This window comes from Klebsiella sp. G-Nf4 (assembly GCF_002810615.1).
Taxonomy (GTDB): domain Bacteria; phylum Pseudomonadota; class Gammaproteobacteria; order Enterobacterales; family Enterobacteriaceae; genus Klebsiella; species Klebsiella variicola.
The window spans coordinates 122,913-137,318 of the sequence record NZ_PION01000014.1 but is presented as its reverse complement, the minus strand read 5'-3'; the positions used below and the strand labels follow the sequence as shown (position 1 = coordinate 137,318).

Here is a 14,406-nt window from a genome sequence, read left to right as displayed (position 1 = left end):
GAAACGATAAAACTTCTCTTTCCAACTGATTATTAATCATAAATTAACGTCATTCCGGATCGGAATCACACTTTTATGACTAAGTCGGAATCGTTCTCTTTTTATACCTTTCCCTTCCCTTGTTGCCTCGTTTATTCGGTGCAAAATAATTAATGTATTTGCAAAACACCAAAAATGTCCGCCGGTCAGACAGCGGAATAATTCTGAACATCATCTTCGGGAGTTATTTATGACTACGGCTCCGATTACGACAAGCGACCTCACGAAGCACGTGCAGGACGACAAATTATCTCTCCGTGAAAAAATAGGCTATGGTCTGGGCGACGCCGGTGGAACGGTCATCACCTGCCTGATCATGAACTTTCTCACTTTTTTCTATACTGACGTCTTTGGGCTCACCCCGGCGCTGGTCGGTACTCTGTTCCTTGCGCTACGCGTGTTTGATGCTATTTCCGATCCAATCATGGGCGTTCTCGCCGATCGGACCCAAAGCCGATGGGGGCGTTTTCGCCCCTGGCAGCTATGGATTGCGGTTCCTATAGCAGCGATCGGGGTGCTGACTTTTACCGTGCCTGATGCCGGCATGGGGGTAAAAATCGCCTGGGCCTTCGGCACTTACCTGCTGCTTTCCGTCAGCTATACCGCGATTAACGTCCCTTACTGCGCACTCATTAATACGATGACCTCTCGCCATAGCGAGGTGATATCCTGCCAGGCATGGCGCTTTGTACTGTGCGGCGTGGCAGGATTCCTGGTCTCCGTGGGCCTGCCGTGGCTGGTAAAAGCGCTCGGTCAGGGCAATACCGCCCAAGGTTATCAGTATGGTGTCGGCGTACTGTGCGCCATCGCGGCGGTGATGTTTTTGTGCTGCTTTTTCTGGGTACGTGAGCGTGTTTCCCTGGAGATGCTCGGCAAATTCACCCTGCGCGAACATATCGCCGGTCTGCGTAAAAACGATCAGCTGTTACTCATGCTGGCGATGTCATTCCTGTTGATCAACGTGTTTAACATTCGCGGTGGCGGCTACATGTACTTCATTACCTATGTACTGGGCGGCTCTACTGGCTATACATCACTGTTTTTCACCATGGTCACCTTTTCCTCGATTCTGGGCGCCGCGATCGTCAATTGGCTGTCGCGCCACGTTGATACCGTCAAGCTCTATTACTACACCAATGTGGTATTGGCCTTACTGGCGGTCGGGATGTGGTTCCTGCCAACCGGTCCGTCCTGGCAAACGCTGTGGCTGGCGATCATTCTCGGCAATGGCATCATCCTGGGCTTTACCCTGCCGCTGCATTTTTCGTTGATGGCCTTCTCTGATGATTATGGCGAATGGAAGACGGGTGTCCGTTCGTCGGGGATGAACTTTGCTTTCAACCTGTTCTTTATCAAGCTGGCATGGGCCTCCAGTGCGGGCATTATCAGCCTGGTATTTATCTATGTCGCTTATCAACCCGGCGCCAGCAACCAAACTCCATCCTCACTATTGGGGATCACGGCGATGGAAACCCTGCTGCCCGCGCTGTTCCATCTGTTGCTGGCCTTCGCTATCCGCGCCTGCAAGCTCAACAATCCCATGATGTCGCGCATTGCAGCCGATCTGCGCGCACGTCACGTTCAGTCTTAAGGAGAAATCATGGAAGTCGATCTGCACAAACTGAAAGTTAACGATCCGTTTCTGGGTCAGTATCAGCAACTGGTGCGTGATGTCGTTATTCCCTACCAGTGGGATGCCCTCAATGACCGGATCGCCGAGGCTGAGCCCAGCCATGCGATAGAAAACTTCCGTATCGCCGCAGGTCAGCAGGCAGGGGAATTCTACGGAATGGTGTTCCAGGATAGCGATGTGGCGAAATGGCTGGAGGCAGTCGCCTGGTCATTGTGCCAGAAGCCAGATGCGGAACTGGAAAAAACCGCCGACGAGGTGATTGAGCTGATTGCCGCCGCGCAATGTGAAGATGGTTATCTGAATACCTATTTTACGGTGAAAGCGCCCGGGGAACGCTGGACCAATCTCGCCGAATGCCATGAATTGTACTGTGCCGGTCACCTGATTGAGGCTGGGGTGGCATTCTTCCAGGCAACCAGTAAACGCCGCCTGCTGGAGGTGGTATGTCGCCTCGCCGATCATATCGACAGCGTGTTTGGTCCCGACGACAATCAGCTGCACGGCTACCCGGGACACCCTGAAATAGAGCTGGCGTTAATGCGTTTGTACGATGTGACTCAGGAACCACGCTATATGGCGCTGGCTAGTTACTTCGTTGAACAGCGTGGGACACAGCCGCATTTCTATGACATCGAGTATGAAAAACGCGGTGAAACCTCCTTCTGGAATACCTATGGGCCAGCGTGGATGGTGATGGATAAACCCTACAGCCAGGCGCATTTGCCGCTTGCCGAACAGACCACCGCTGTGGGTCACGCGGTTCGCTTTGTTTATTTAATGGCCGGCGTAGCGCACCTTGCGCGCCTGAGCAAGAATGAAGGCAAACGCCAGGATTGCCTGCGGTTATGGAAAAACATGGTCCAGCGTCAGTTGTATATTACGGGCGGCATTGGCTCACAGAGCAGCGGGGAAGCCTTCAGCAGCGATTACGACCTGCCGAATGATACCGTTTATGCGGAAAGCTGCGCCTCTATCGGATTGATGATGTTCGCGCGCCGCATGCTGGAACTGGAAGCCGACAGCCAATATGCTGATGTGATGGAGCGCGCACTTTACAATACCGTTCTGGGCGGTATGGCGCTGGACGGTAAACATTTCTTTTACGTCAACCCATTGGAAGTGCAGCCTAAGGCTTTAAAATTCAATCATATTTATGACCATGTTAAGCCTGTTCGTCAGCGTTGGTTCGGCTGTGCCTGTTGCCCACCGAATATCGCTCGTCTCCTGACCTCGTTGGGGCATTATATCTACACGCCACGCGAGGAGGCGTTGTATATCAATCTCTATGTCGGCAATCAGGTCGAGATCCCGGTTGGGGAAAAGACCTTACGCCTGCGTATCAGCGGTGACTATCCCTGGCAGGAACAGGTCAAAATTGTCATCGAATCACCGTCAACAGTGAACCATACGCTGGCGCTGCGTCTACCTGACTGGTGCGAGGGTCCGCACATCACCCTGAACGGCGCGCCGGTCACGCAGGATATTCGCCAGGGCTATCTGCATATCCATCATCTCTGGCAGGAAGGCGACACCCTGATGCTTACCTTGCCGATGCCGGTTCGCCGGGTATATGGCAATCCGCTTGTTCGTCACCAGGCAGGCCAGGTCGCGCTGCAGCGCGGTCCACTGGTCTATTGTCTCGAACAAGCTGATAACGGCGAAGCGCTGCATAACCTGCTGCTGCCACGCGATGCCAGGTTCACGGTGTTTGAAGGAAAGGGGCTGTTTGCTCGCAAAATGTTGATTCAGGCCCCAGGCTACAGAAAAAATGCGGAAAACGCCGACACGCAGCGGCTCTGGAGCTACGATCACCCTCTGGCCACCCCCCATTCACAGACGCTGACCTTTATTCCCTGGTTTAGCTGGGCAAACCGCGGAGAAGGCGAAATGCGTATCTGGGTGCGGGAAGCCGAATAAGGCCAGGCACAGCGCGACCTCCTCTTCCCCGGCAACACAGCGTTCGCTGTCCGCCGGGGAGCTGGCGTTAATGATTATAGAAACAACGCCTTATCGCGCAGGATATGATCGTTACCGCGACGGCGGGTGAAGCCAATCCGATCGAAATACTCCAGGATCTGGATCGCCAGCTTCCGCCCGACGTTTAAGGTATCGCGGAAATCCGCGGCGCAGGTTGATCCGCGCAGCTGATCCAGCTCGCGCACCCGCTGGGCGAACTGCACAATGCGATCGTTGCGGTAGTAACGATCCTTGACGATCGCGGTAATCATCCCCTGCTGCGCCGCCTGGCGCAGCACCGCGCGCATCAGGGACTCTTCAACATGGACTTCGCGCGCGAGATCGCGCACCCACCAGGGGTCATCGCCGAACAGGGTTTCCACCTTCTGCCAGACCGCCTGCTGCTCGTCGGTAAACCCGGCTTTATGCTCCGGCAAATGCAGCCAGCCGTGATGGCTGTGGACTATGCCGCTCTCGCGCATCTGCTCAATCAGCAGCAGCACCAGCGCTTCATCTTCCATCGGCAGCGCGATGCGACGCAGGCGCTCCCGGCCCGGACCAGGCTCGTCGCGATGCTGCTCATGGTAGCGCGCCAGGGCATCCAGCAATTTTCGCTGCCAGCGGGCGGCAAGCGGGGCACTGAGCAGGCGCTGTCCGGCCTGCAGATAGTCTGGTCGCTGAATCATGGCGGCCATTCCGGCTTCGCTGAGCTGCCGTGCCCAGGCGAAGCGCTCAAGCCGGACGGCATCCCGCTGCAGATGCAGCTCAAGCGCCTGCGCATCGTCAGCGCCGACCGCCGCCAGAGCGTGCAGCCACTGCAGATATTCCGGTTTACGTTTGCCGCGGCGCGGAGGATCCAGCGTCACCACCCGTGCGCCGGCCAGCGTCATACGCGCAGAGATATCGCGGAGCACCAGCCGGTCGTTATCCGCCAGCCACAGCGGGGTATCCAGCACCAGCTCCGCCAGATTGCCCTCGAGGAGCGACACCCGGCCGGTAATGTGGCTGGCAGCGTGGTGAATATGCAGCGGCTGCCACTGGCTGAGCGGCGTATGGCACTGCAGCTCGACAATCACCCGTTCTGCAGGCTCCGGCGGCGGTGAGGACAACAGCCAGTCGCCGCGGTGCACTGCCTCTTTCTGCGCATCGCCGACAATATTCAGCGCAATGCGCTGCCCGGCGTGCGCCTGCTCAACCGCTTGATTCTGGGCATGCAGACCACGCACGCGCATCGGCGTGTTCACGCCGGTGAGCCACAGGGTATCCCCGACCCGTACTTCGCCGGAGAGCGCCGTCCCGGTGACCACCAGCCCCGCGCCTTTGACGGTAAAAGCGCGGTCCAGCGCCAGGCGAAACCGCTGCTGCTGCGGGTGGGGGCGCTCCGCAAGCTGCAGCAGATGGCTGCGCAGTTCGGCAATACCGATGTTTTCCGCCGCCGCGGTGGGAAAGAAAGCGACGGCGTCAAAGCCCAGCTCGCGCAGGGTCTGCTCGACCTCCGCCTGCACCTCCGCCACCCTGTCGGCCGCCACGCGGTCCGTTTTGGTCAGCGCCACGGTCAGCGTCGGCTTTCCGGTCAGCTGCAGGATCGCCAGGTGTTCGCGGGTTTGCGCCATCACCCCGTCATCGCAGGCCACCACCAGCAGCGCATGGTCAATACCCCCCACCCCCGCCAGCATGTTGGACAAAAACTTTTCGTGCCCGGGAACGTCAATAAATCCCAGCACCCGCCCGTCCGGCTGCGGCCAGTAGGCATAGCCGAGATCGATCGTCATTCCCCGCGCTTTCTCTTCCGGCAGACGATCGGCATTCACGCCGGTTATCGCCTGCAGCAGCGTCGTTTTGCCGTGGTCAACATGTCCAGCGGTGGCAATAATCATCGTAACAACATCTCCATAAACCGGGTTTCATCTTCCAGACAGCGCAGGTCCAGCCAGAGCCGACCGTCATCAATGCGGCCAATCACCGGGCACGGCAGTGCGCGCCAGCGGGCCGCCAGTGCCGCCAGCCGGCTGCCGCGGCCGTCATGCGGGGTAAAAGTCAATGCCGCGCTGGGCAGGCGGTCGACGGGTAACGAGCCGCTGCCAATCTGCGACTGGCAGGCTGCCACGCTGACGGCAAAATCAGCATAGTGTGCCGCCAGGTCAGGCTGCAGGCGTTCAGCCAGCCGACGGATCTCTTCCGCCGGACGGGTGAGCAAGCGCAGCGTCGGTAATCTCTCCGTCAGCACCTCCGGGTGCTGATAGAGGCGCAGCGTGGCTTCCAGCGCCGCGAGGGTCATTTTATCCGCGCGCAGGGCCCGCTTCAGCGGATGGCTTTGCAGCCGGGCAATCAGCGCGCGTTTGCCGACGATAATTCCGGCCTGCGGGCCGCCGAGCAGCTTGTCGCCAGAGAAACTGACCAGGCTCACCCCGGCGGCGATCATCTCCTGCGGCATCGGCTCCTTCGGCAGGCCATACTGGCTGAGATCCACCAGCGACCCGCTGCCCAGGTCAGCCACCACCGGGACGTCCAGTTCGCGGCCAATGGCCGCCAGCTCCGCTTCGTCGACGGCTTTGGTAAAGCCCTCAATACTGTAGTTGCTGGTGTGAACCTTCATCAGCAGCGCGGTATTGTCATTCACCGCCTGGCGATAGTCTTTGGCATGGGTGCGGTTGGTGGTACCCACTTCGTGCAGCTGACAACCCGCCTGGCGCATCACGTCGGGAATGCGAAATGCCCCGCCGATCTCCACCAGTTCGCCGCGGGAGACCACCACTTCGTGGCCGCTGGCGGTGGCCGCCAGCATCAACAGAACGGCCGCCGCGTTGTTGTTCACAATGCAGGCATCTTCCGCGCCGGTGATCTGGCACAGCAGATCGGCAATGGCGCGATCGCGATGGCCGCGCCCGGCGTCGTCGAGATCATATTCGAGCGTCACCGGCGCGCGCATCGCGCTGGCGACCGCCTCCACGGCCGACTCCGCCTGAATGGCGCGCCCGAGATTGGTATGCAACACCGTACCAGTGAGATTAAACACCGGACGCAGAGCGCTCTGCTGGCCGGCGGTGAGCCGCTGCGCGCAGGCGTGCAGCCAGTCATGGCTCCAGTCAGGAAGCGTCTGCCGTTGGCTAATCTGTTCCCGCGCCTCATCCAGCATCTGGCGCAGCTGCGCCACCACCTGCGAATGGCCGTGCTGCGCCAGCAGGGGAGAAAAAGCGGGGTCGCGTAGTAAGCGGTCAATGGCCGGAAGCCGGGTATAAAGCGCACGAATATCGGTAGTCATGAATGGGCCTGGCGGTAAGTTATTTTCCCCCCTCCCGACGGGAGAGGGAGTCAACAATCAGTGGCGATTGTAACGCCTCCCTGCGCAAACTGTTACCTGCCTGGGTCAAGTCCGCGGCGGTTCGGTACGCGCAAAGCTGGCGCGCTGGAACAACGCATCCACCAGCTTCACCAGCTGCGGCCGGGTGGCGCACCAGCCGGGCGCTACCCGGCGAAAGTTCAGATAAGCAATGGCGCAGGCCGTGGAAATGGTCGCCAGATTGACCTCGTCGCCGCGCAGCGTTCCGTCTGCCGCGCAGGCTTCCAGCCGGTCGAGGCCACGAGCCACTTTCTCCCGCTGGCGGAGCAGCTCTTGTTCTGACTGCTGCGCGCCAGGGCGGGCTTTTTCGCGTACCAGCGCCTGGGCGGCCTCCATGACCCCATCCGCCAGCGCTTCAAGCTGACGCATCCTGAGAGCGGCTCTGGGGTCGGCGGGGATCATCGGCGGCGCCACGCCCAGCAGCTCCAGATACTGGGCGATGACCGGGGAGTCAAACCAGCACTCACCGTCGTCCGTCACCAGCGCCGGCACTTTACCCAGCGGGTTATAGCGCGCCACACCGTTGCTTTCGCTGTAGGGGGATTCGTTGACAAACTCAAAAGGGATGCGCTTTTCCAGCAGGATCACGGAGATTTTGCGCACAAAGGGACTGGTGTAGCTGCCGATCAGTTTCATAGCCTGCTCCTTATCGCCAACAAATTATCGCCAACAAATTATCGCCAACAAATTATCGCCAACAAAGATATGAGTATGGCTCAGGGCGGGGCAAAAGGCAGGTGAGCATCCCGCTCAACCTGCCGCCGATCGCATTAATGATCGAGATAGAGGTAGTGCATCCAGCTGGTCATGCGCAGCAGCACTTTACGCATTACCGAGACGTGGGTGAAATGGTCGGAGTAGACTGCCACCTGCGCGTAGATGCCATCGGGTAACGCATCAATTTCGGCATTGGGGTCGAGCTCAATGGTCGCCAGCACGCCATCGCTGCCCGGCGTCACGGTCAGCGACTGTAACGCCCCTTGCGCCTGATAACTTCCCCCCGGCACCACCGGTAAAATGCTCACCAGTTTGCCGTGAAACACCTGCCCGGGCAGAGCATTAAACACCGCTTCCGCATCGTCTCCTTTCTCCAGCCTTAACAGGGAGTTTTGCCTAAACTGGGCGACGATCAGCCGTTTTTGCTCCGGGATAAATACCATTACCGGGCGCAGCGGCAGCGAGGCGGCATAGGTCCCCGGGCGGATCAGCACCTGGGTGATATACCCATCGCTGGGCGCCCGCACAGTGGTCTGGTCGAGATTGTATTTCGCCTCCGCCAGTTGGGCGCGCAGGCTGGCCACTTGCGACTGCTCGCCATTGATCATGCTGTCCAGCTGGCTCTGGATCTGCGCCTGCTCCGCTACCGACGCCTTGACCAGCGCATCCTGGGCAAGATAATTCTGCCTGGCGTTATCAATGTCGCTTTCCGAGAACGGGTTCACCCGCGCCTGGCTCCCTTTCAGGTAGCGCTGATAGTCCTTGTATAAGCGATCGCGTTCCGCCGACACGCGGGTGGTGTTGGCCTGGGCTTCAGAGAGCTGCGCCTTGAGGGTGTTAATACTGTGCAGCGCCGTCACCAGGTCGGCCTGCAGACGGTCGACCCGCGCCTGATAGCGCGCCGGGTCAATAGTAAAAAGCACCTCGCCCTTTTTGACGCGCTGATTCGCTTTGTCAGTGACGCTGTCAACCACTCCGGTAACCTGCGGCGTAATAGGAATAGATATCACCGCCTTTTGCGCCAGAAAGGTGTACGGGTGGTTATAGTTCATTAATAAAATAAGCGCGCTAACAATAAATACCCCCCCCAGCGCCGCGGTAGGTACCGTCCATTTATTTACCGGTATTTTGAAGATTTTAAATATCGACCAGGCGATGGCCACGTAGGTCAAAATTATCAACAGATCCATAGATTATTTCTCCGCCGCAGAGGTGGACTGTGGCCGCTGGATGGCCGCCACCTGGTGTTCAAGGTCGCTCAGTCGTTGGCGAAGCTGTTGTATATCGGTCTCTTTTTCAGGTTCGTCAGGGTCCGTATTCACCTTATGCTGCATGCCCCAGCCGCGCTCAGGCTGGTACAACGTGGCCCAAATCCATAAAAACGGCCAGATGACGTGGAGAGTAAAAAGACTGACCCATCCGGCGACATGAATAGCATCGGAATGAGGGTGGTTGCGTTTTTTGGCGATCAAATAAGGAATATCGTGAATAATGATAATTCCATAAAAAATGACCAGAAAAACGAAGATCAGAACGCCCAGCGCAAAATAATTGAGAAACATAATTCCCTCGGCTTTACGCTAATAATTTATATGAATTTTATTCACGACCCACTGACATTCGGGCCGCTATTTTGAGCATAATTCACGCCTTTCATTTTTGCCATCCGGCGTAAAAAAGTTATTCAGCAGTTAAGGTTGCTTAGTTACAGAGTCATCCCGACGTGGAAGCAAAACCGGGCCGAGATCACAGCGGCGAAAATCCCCCGCGAAATTCTTTGTGATCAAAATCACAAACAAACAACAAAACCACGAAACAAAATTGTGACAAATATCACACAAAAAGGCAGATCAGCGGCTAAAAAGGCGCTGTGTTGTTTTTTTACACAGGCGTTATGTGATCAACATCACTACAAAAACCGCTTTGCCCCCTATATTCATGTGATCCGTATCACACAAAAGGGCGCTGGCTGGACAGCTTAACGATTCAGTGCCAGATTTCGCACTATCAATCAGGGTCCGGCTACCTCTGCCGCCACATTAACAACAAACCTCGGGCTTTTAGCCTGCGCGATACGCAAAACAGAAGAAGGGGTGTTTTATGTCATCCGATATCAAGATCAAGGTGCAAAGCTTTGGTCGTTTCCTCAGCAATATGGTGATGCCGAATATCGGCGCGTTTATCGCGTGGGGTATCATCACCGCGCTTTTCATTCCGACAGGGTGGTTGCCAAACGAAACGCTGGCGAAGCTGGTCGGTCCGATGATCACCTACCTGCTGCCCCTGCTGATCGGTTACACCGGCGGTAAATTAGTCGGCGGCGAACGTGGTGGCGTGGTCGGGGCGATCACCACCATGGGCGTTATCGTCGGCGCGGATATGCCGATGTTCCTCGGCTCAATGATTGCCGGCCCGCTGGGCGGCTACTGCATCAAGAAGTTCGATAACTGGGTAGACGGTAAGATCAAATCCGGTTTTGAAATGCTGGTGAATAACTTCTCCGCTGGCATCATCGGGATGATCCTTGCCATCCTGGCCTTCCTCGGCATCGGCCCGGCGGTTGAAGTTCTGTCGAAAATTCTGGCGGCTGGCGTTAACTTTATGGTGGCGCACGACATGCTGCCGCTGGCGTCTATCTTCGTGGAACCGGCAAAAATCCTGTTCCTCAATAACGCCATTAACCACGGTATCTTCTCGCCGCTGGGTATTCAGCAGTCCCACGAGCTGGGTAAATCCATCTTCTTCCTGATTGAAGCTAACCCGGGTCCGGGGATGGGCGTTCTGCTGGCGTACATGTTCTTTGGCCGCGGCAGCGCAAAACAGTCTGCAGGCGGGGCGGCGATCATCCACTTCCTGGGGGGTATCCATGAAATCTACTTCCCGTACGTGCTGATGAACCCGCGTCTGATCCTGGCCGTTATCCTCGGCGGGATGACCGGTGTCTTCACCCTGACCATCCTCAACGGCGGTCTGGTCTCTCCGGCTTCCCCGGGCTCTATCCTGGCAGTGCTGGCGATGACGCCGAAAGGGGCCTACTTCGCTAACATCGCCGCGATTATCGCAGCGATGGCAGTCTCCTTCGTGGTCTCTGCGGTTCTGCTGAAGACCAGCAAGGTAAAAGAAGAAGACGATATCGAAGCCGCGACGCGTCGTATGCACGACATGAAAGCGGAATCCAAAGGCGGTAGCCCGCTGGCGGCCGGTAATGTGACCAACGACTTGAGCCATGTGCGTAAAATCATCGTCGCTTGCGACGCCGGGATGGGCTCCAGCGCCATGGGTGCCGGGGTACTGCGCAAGAAAGTGCAGGATGCCGGACTGAGCAACATCTCGGTCACCAACAGCGCAATCAATAACCTGCCGCCGGATGTTGACCTGGTCATCACCCACCGCGACCTGACCGAGCGCGCCATGCGCCAGGTACCGCAGGCGCAGCATATTTCGCTGACCAACTTCCTCGACAGCGGTCTGTACACCAGCCTGACCGAGCGTCTGGTCGCGGCCCAGCGTCACATCGACAACGAAGTCAAAGTCACCGATAGCCTGAAAGACAGCTTTGATGATGGCGACAAAAACCTGTTCCAGCTGGGCGCGGATAACATCTTCCTCGGTCGCAAAGCGGCCACCAAAGAAGAAGCCATTCGCTTCGCCGGCGAGCAGTTGGTGAAAGGCGGCTACGTCGAGCCGGAATATGTGCAGGCGATGCTGGACCGCGAAAAACTGACCTCAACCTATCTCGGCGAGTCCATCGCGGTACCGCACGGCACCATCGAAGCGAAAGACCGTGTGCTGAAAACCGGCGTCGTCTTCTGCCAGTACCCGGAAGGCGTGCGCTTTGGGGAAGATGAAGACGATGTCGCCCGTCTGGTCATCGGCATCGCGGCCCGTAACAACGAGCATATTCAGGTTATCACCAGCCTGACTAACGCCCTGGATGACGAAACCGTGATTGAGCGCCTGGCGAAAACCACCAGCGTCGACGAAGTTCTGGCGCTGTTGAATAAATAACCAAAGCGGTCCATTCCCTCTCCCTTTGGGAGAGGGTTTGGGTGAGGGGAAAAGCCTCACCCCAGCCCTCTCAGGTAAAAACATTAATTGAAGGTTAATACTATGAAAGCATTACATTTTGGCGCAGGTAATATCGGACGTGGCTTTATCGGTAAATTGCTGGCCGACGCGGGCATCGAACTGACGTTCGCCGATGTCAATCAGACCGTACTTGATGCCCTGAATGCCCGTCATAGCTATCAGGTTCACGTCGTCGGTGAGAATGAGCAGGTGGATACTGTCTCCGGCGTCAATGCCGTCAGCAGCATCGGCGATGAGGTTGTAGACCTGATCGCTGAGGTGGATCTGGTCACCACCGCCGTCGGTCCCGTCGTACTCGAGCGCATCGCCCCGGCCATCGCCAAAGGGCTGGCGAAGCGCAAAGCGCAGGGCACCGAACGCCCGCTGAACATTATCGCCTGCGAAAATATGGTGCGCGGCACCACGCAGTTAAAAGGCCACGTATTTAACGCGCTGGCCGAAGAAGATAAAGCGTGGGTTGAAGCCCATATCGGCTTTGTCGACTCTGCCGTTGACCGTATTGTGCCGCCATCGGCTTCCGCCACCCATGATCCGCTGGAAGTCACCGTGGAAACCTTCAGCGAGTGGATTGTCGATGAGACTCAGTTCAAGGGCGCGCTGCCGACTATCCCGGGAATGGAATTAACTGATAACCTGATGGCATTTGTCGAACGCAAGCTCTTCACCTTGAACACCGGGCATGCTATAACCGCCTACCTCGGAAAACTGGCGGGCCACCAGACGATTCGCGACGCGATCCTCGACGAGAAAATTCGTGCCGTCGTGCAGGGCGCGATGGAAGAGAGCGGCGCGGTGCTGATCAAACGTTACGCCTTTGACCCGCAGAAACACGCGGCTTATATCCAGAAAATTCTTGGACGTTTCGAGAACCCGTACCTGAAAGACGATGTCGAGCGCGTTGGCCGTCAGCCGCTGCGCAAACTGAGCGCCGGCGACCGTTTAATTAAGCCGCTGCTGGGTACACTGGAATACGGTCTGCCGCACCGCAACCTGGTGAAAGGGATTGCGGCGGCGATGCATTTCCGTAGCGAAGACGATCCGCAGGCGCAGGAGCTGGCGGCATTGATCGCCGACAAGGGGCCGCAGGCCGCGCTGGCGCTCATTTCCGGCCTGGATGCCGCAAGTGATGTCGTCGCGGAGGCCGTTAACGACTACAACGCGGAAAAATGATGCACAACCTGGCGCGACCAACGTCGCGCCCATTACGACTCCTGTCAGATATGCAGGCAATGATGGAAGAAACACAAGCATTTGAAAACCGTGTGCTTGAGCGTCTGAATGCTGGCAAAACCGTACGAAGCTTCCTGATTGCCACCGTCGAGCTGTTAACGGAAGCGGTCAATATTCTGGTGCTTCAGGTGTTCCGTAAAGACGACTACGCGGTGAAATACGCCGTCGAGCCCTTGCTGGAGGGCAGCGGGCCGCTCGGCGATCTCTCTGTACGCCTGAAGCTGATTTATGGCCTTGGGGTGATAAGTCGTGCCGAATATGAAGACGCCGAACTGCTGATGGCCCTGCGCGAAGAGCTCAACCACGACGGCAATGAGTACAGCTTTACCGACGACGAAATTATCGGTCCGTTCGGCGAGCTGCACTGCGTCGCCGCCCTGCCGCCAACGCCGCAGTTTGATGACAGCGATGCCGAACTGCTGGCAATGCAGAAGCTGCGTTACCAGCAGATGGTGCGCTCAACAATGGTGTTGTCCCTGACTGAGCTGATTTCGCGAATCAGCTTAAAAAAAGCCTTCCAGAAATCAACGCTCTGATTCCGGCTCCGTCTGGTCGCAGGTCGGCCGGTAAAGCTGACGATAATATTCCAGACGCTGCAGAAACAACGCTTCCTTATCCTGGGGAATATCTCGCGGTATATGCTGCAGACGCGGAGATTTTTTCAAATACTCCATAAACGCCTGACTGGAAGCCATAAAATCAACCGCTTTATCGATTAAACGTGGTACGCCGTCGCCGATCTTTGCCATCACGTCCTCCTTTTGGGAATAATCTTAATAAGCATTAGTCAAATCACCGGCGCGGGTTAAGGAAAACGTGCTTATCTGCCGACAGGCTTCACAGAAATGAAATTAGACCAGGTGTTAGGCAGAATATTAATAAAATTCAAATTATTAGCTAGTATGAGTATCCCATTCTGACGGCGATAAACGGCGAATTTTTGATAAATAACTATCAACAATGGCGGTCACGGCACATACTATAGGCGAATGAAGCCCCTTTATTAACAGATTAAGTCACCATGAAAGAAGTCGAAAAGAATGAAATCAAGCGTCTGAGCGACCGTCTCGACGCCATCCGCCATCAGCAGGCCGAGCTGTCGCTGGTGGAAGCCGCCGACAAATACGCCGAGCTGGAAAAAGAAAAAGCCACCCTGGAAGCCGAGATTGAACGTCTGCGTTCCGTCCAGAGCCAGAAGCTGAGCAAAGAGGCGCAGAAGCTGATGAGTCTGCCGTTCCGCCGCGCGATTACCAAAAAAGAGCAGGCCGATATGGGCAAGCTGAAGAAAAGCGTTCGCGGTTTGGTGGTCGTCCATCCGATGACCGCCCTGGGCCGGGAAATGGGTCTGCAAGAGATGACCGGTTTCGCCCGCAGCGAATTCTGATCCCCTGCCCTCTCCGCC

Annotated in this window: 12 protein-coding genes; 6 read left to right on the top strand and 6 right to left on the bottom strand. The window is 57.0% G+C overall.

All coding sequences use genetic code 11. The features are described 5' to 3' along the window. Positions 1-229: 229 nt before the first annotated feature. Positions 230-1,630, top strand: coding sequence for an MFS transporter (locus CWM57_RS23930; protein WP_100676487.1), 1,401 nt, complete (start codon positions 230-232; stop codon positions 1,628-1,630). Between the two features lie 9 nt (positions 1,631-1,639). Next, entirely contained in the window at positions 1,640-3,589 is a 1,950-nt protein-coding gene (locus CWM57_RS23925) for a glycoside hydrolase family 127 protein (RefSeq protein WP_100676486.1), read from the top strand. A gap of 74 nt (positions 3,590-3,663) precedes the next feature. Here CWM57_RS23925 and selB read toward each other — a convergent pair whose 3' ends face one another. From selB to CWM57_RS23900, 5 genes are all read right to left on the bottom strand, one after another. Then, a complete protein-coding gene (gene selB, locus CWM57_RS23920; RefSeq protein WP_074386965.1) occupies positions 3,664-5,505 on the bottom strand; it encodes a selenocysteine-specific translation elongation factor in 1,842 nt (613 codons plus the stop codon). Beyond that, positions 5,502-6,890: an L-seryl-tRNA(Sec) selenium transferase gene (gene selA / locus CWM57_RS23915; RefSeq protein WP_100676485.1), complete on the bottom strand. Its 1,389-nt coding sequence runs from the start codon at positions 6,888-6,890 to the stop codon at positions 5,502-5,504. Before selA ends, selB begins: the two co-directional genes overlap by 4 nt. 105 nt (positions 6,891-6,995) lie before the next feature. After that, the gene (locus CWM57_RS23910; protein ID WP_004145238.1) at positions 6,996-7,604 is read right to left on the bottom strand and encodes a glutathione S-transferase; all 609 of its coding nucleotides are present in this window, start codon (positions 7,602-7,604) and stop codon (positions 6,996-6,998) included. Between the two features lie 134 nt (positions 7,605-7,738). After that, positions 7,739-8,875, bottom strand: a complete 1,137-nt coding sequence (locus CWM57_RS23905; RefSeq protein ID WP_100676484.1) for an HlyD family secretion protein — start codon at positions 8,873-8,875, stop codon at positions 7,739-7,741. 3 nt (positions 8,876-8,878) lie between these two features. Further along, complete coding sequence (locus CWM57_RS23900; protein WP_100630976.1) at positions 8,879-9,247, bottom strand: DUF3302 domain-containing protein; 369 nt, start codon at positions 9,245-9,247, stop codon at positions 8,879-8,881. Between the two features lie 538 nt (positions 9,248-9,785). Here CWM57_RS23900 and mtlA point away from each other — a divergent pair. The 3 genes from mtlA to mtlR all read left to right on the top strand — a co-directional run bounded on the left by mtlA (position 9,786) and on the right by mtlR (position 13,540). Continuing rightward, positions 9,786-11,693: a PTS mannitol transporter subunit IICBA gene (mtlA, locus tag CWM57_RS23895; protein ID WP_061152975.1), complete on the top strand. Its 1,908-nt coding sequence runs from the start codon at positions 9,786-9,788 to the stop codon at positions 11,691-11,693. 102 nt (positions 11,694-11,795) lie between these two features. Beyond that, a complete protein-coding gene (gene mtlD, locus CWM57_RS23890) occupies positions 11,796-12,944 on the top strand; it encodes a mannitol-1-phosphate 5-dehydrogenase (protein ID WP_074386962.1) in 1,149 nt (382 codons plus the stop codon). Next, positions 12,944-13,540, top strand: coding sequence for a mannitol operon repressor MtlR (mtlR, locus tag CWM57_RS23885; RefSeq protein ID WP_002922401.1), 597 nt, complete (start codon positions 12,944-12,946; stop codon positions 13,538-13,540). Before mtlD ends, mtlR begins: the two co-directional genes overlap by 1 nt. Here the strand turns inward: mtlR and CWM57_RS23880 are convergent. After that, positions 13,529-13,753 carry a hypothetical protein gene (locus CWM57_RS23880; protein WP_012540317.1) on the bottom strand — a complete coding sequence of 75 codons (225 nt, stop codon included), beginning with the start codon at positions 13,751-13,753 and terminating at the stop codon, positions 13,529-13,531. The genes mtlR and CWM57_RS23880 overlap by 12 nt on opposite strands. A gap of 272 nt (positions 13,754-14,025) precedes the next feature. Here CWM57_RS23880 and CWM57_RS23875 point away from each other — a divergent pair, with 272 nt between their 5' ends. Next, complete coding sequence (locus tag CWM57_RS23875) at positions 14,026-14,388, top strand: YibL family ribosome-associated protein (RefSeq protein ID WP_061152973.1); 363 nt, start codon at positions 14,026-14,028, stop codon at positions 14,386-14,388. Positions 14,389-14,406: the final 18 nt, after the last annotated feature.

Bases quoted from the DNA above. Each gene is read 5' to 3' on its own strand.
- CWM57_RS23930 (WP_100676487.1), top strand. From the start codon at position 230: ATGACTACGGCTCCGATTACGACAAGCGACCTCACGAAGCACGTGCAG.
- CWM57_RS23925 (WP_100676486.1), top strand. From the start codon at position 1,640: ATGGAAGTCGATCTGCACAAACTGAAAGTTAACGATCCGTTTCTGGGT.
- selB (WP_074386965.1), bottom strand. From the start codon at position 5,505: ATGATTATTGCCACCGCTGGACATGTTGACCACGGCAAAACGACGCTG.
- selA (WP_100676485.1), bottom strand. From the start codon at position 6,890: ATGACTACCGATATTCGTGCGCTTTATACCCGGCTTCCGGCCATTGAC.
- CWM57_RS23910 (WP_004145238.1), bottom strand. From the start codon at position 7,604: ATGAAACTGATCGGCAGCTACACCAGTCCCTTTGTGCGCAAAATCTCC.
- CWM57_RS23905 (WP_100676484.1), bottom strand. From the start codon at position 8,875: ATGGATCTGTTGATAATTTTGACCTACGTGGCCATCGCCTGGTCGATA.
- CWM57_RS23900 (WP_100630976.1), bottom strand. From the start codon at position 9,247: ATGTTTCTCAATTATTTTGCGCTGGGCGTTCTGATCTTCGTTTTTCTG.
- mtlA (WP_061152975.1), top strand. From the start codon at position 9,786: ATGTCATCCGATATCAAGATCAAGGTGCAAAGCTTTGGTCGTTTCCTC.
- mtlD (WP_074386962.1), top strand. From the start codon at position 11,796: ATGAAAGCATTACATTTTGGCGCAGGTAATATCGGACGTGGCTTTATC.
- mtlR (WP_002922401.1), top strand. From the start codon at position 12,944: ATGCACAACCTGGCGCGACCAACGTCGCGCCCATTACGACTCCTGTCA.
- CWM57_RS23880 (WP_012540317.1), bottom strand. From the start codon at position 13,753: ATGGCAAAGATCGGCGACGGCGTACCACGTTTAATCGATAAAGCGGTT.
- CWM57_RS23875 (WP_061152973.1), top strand. From the start codon at position 14,026: ATGAAAGAAGTCGAAAAGAATGAAATCAAGCGTCTGAGCGACCGTCTC.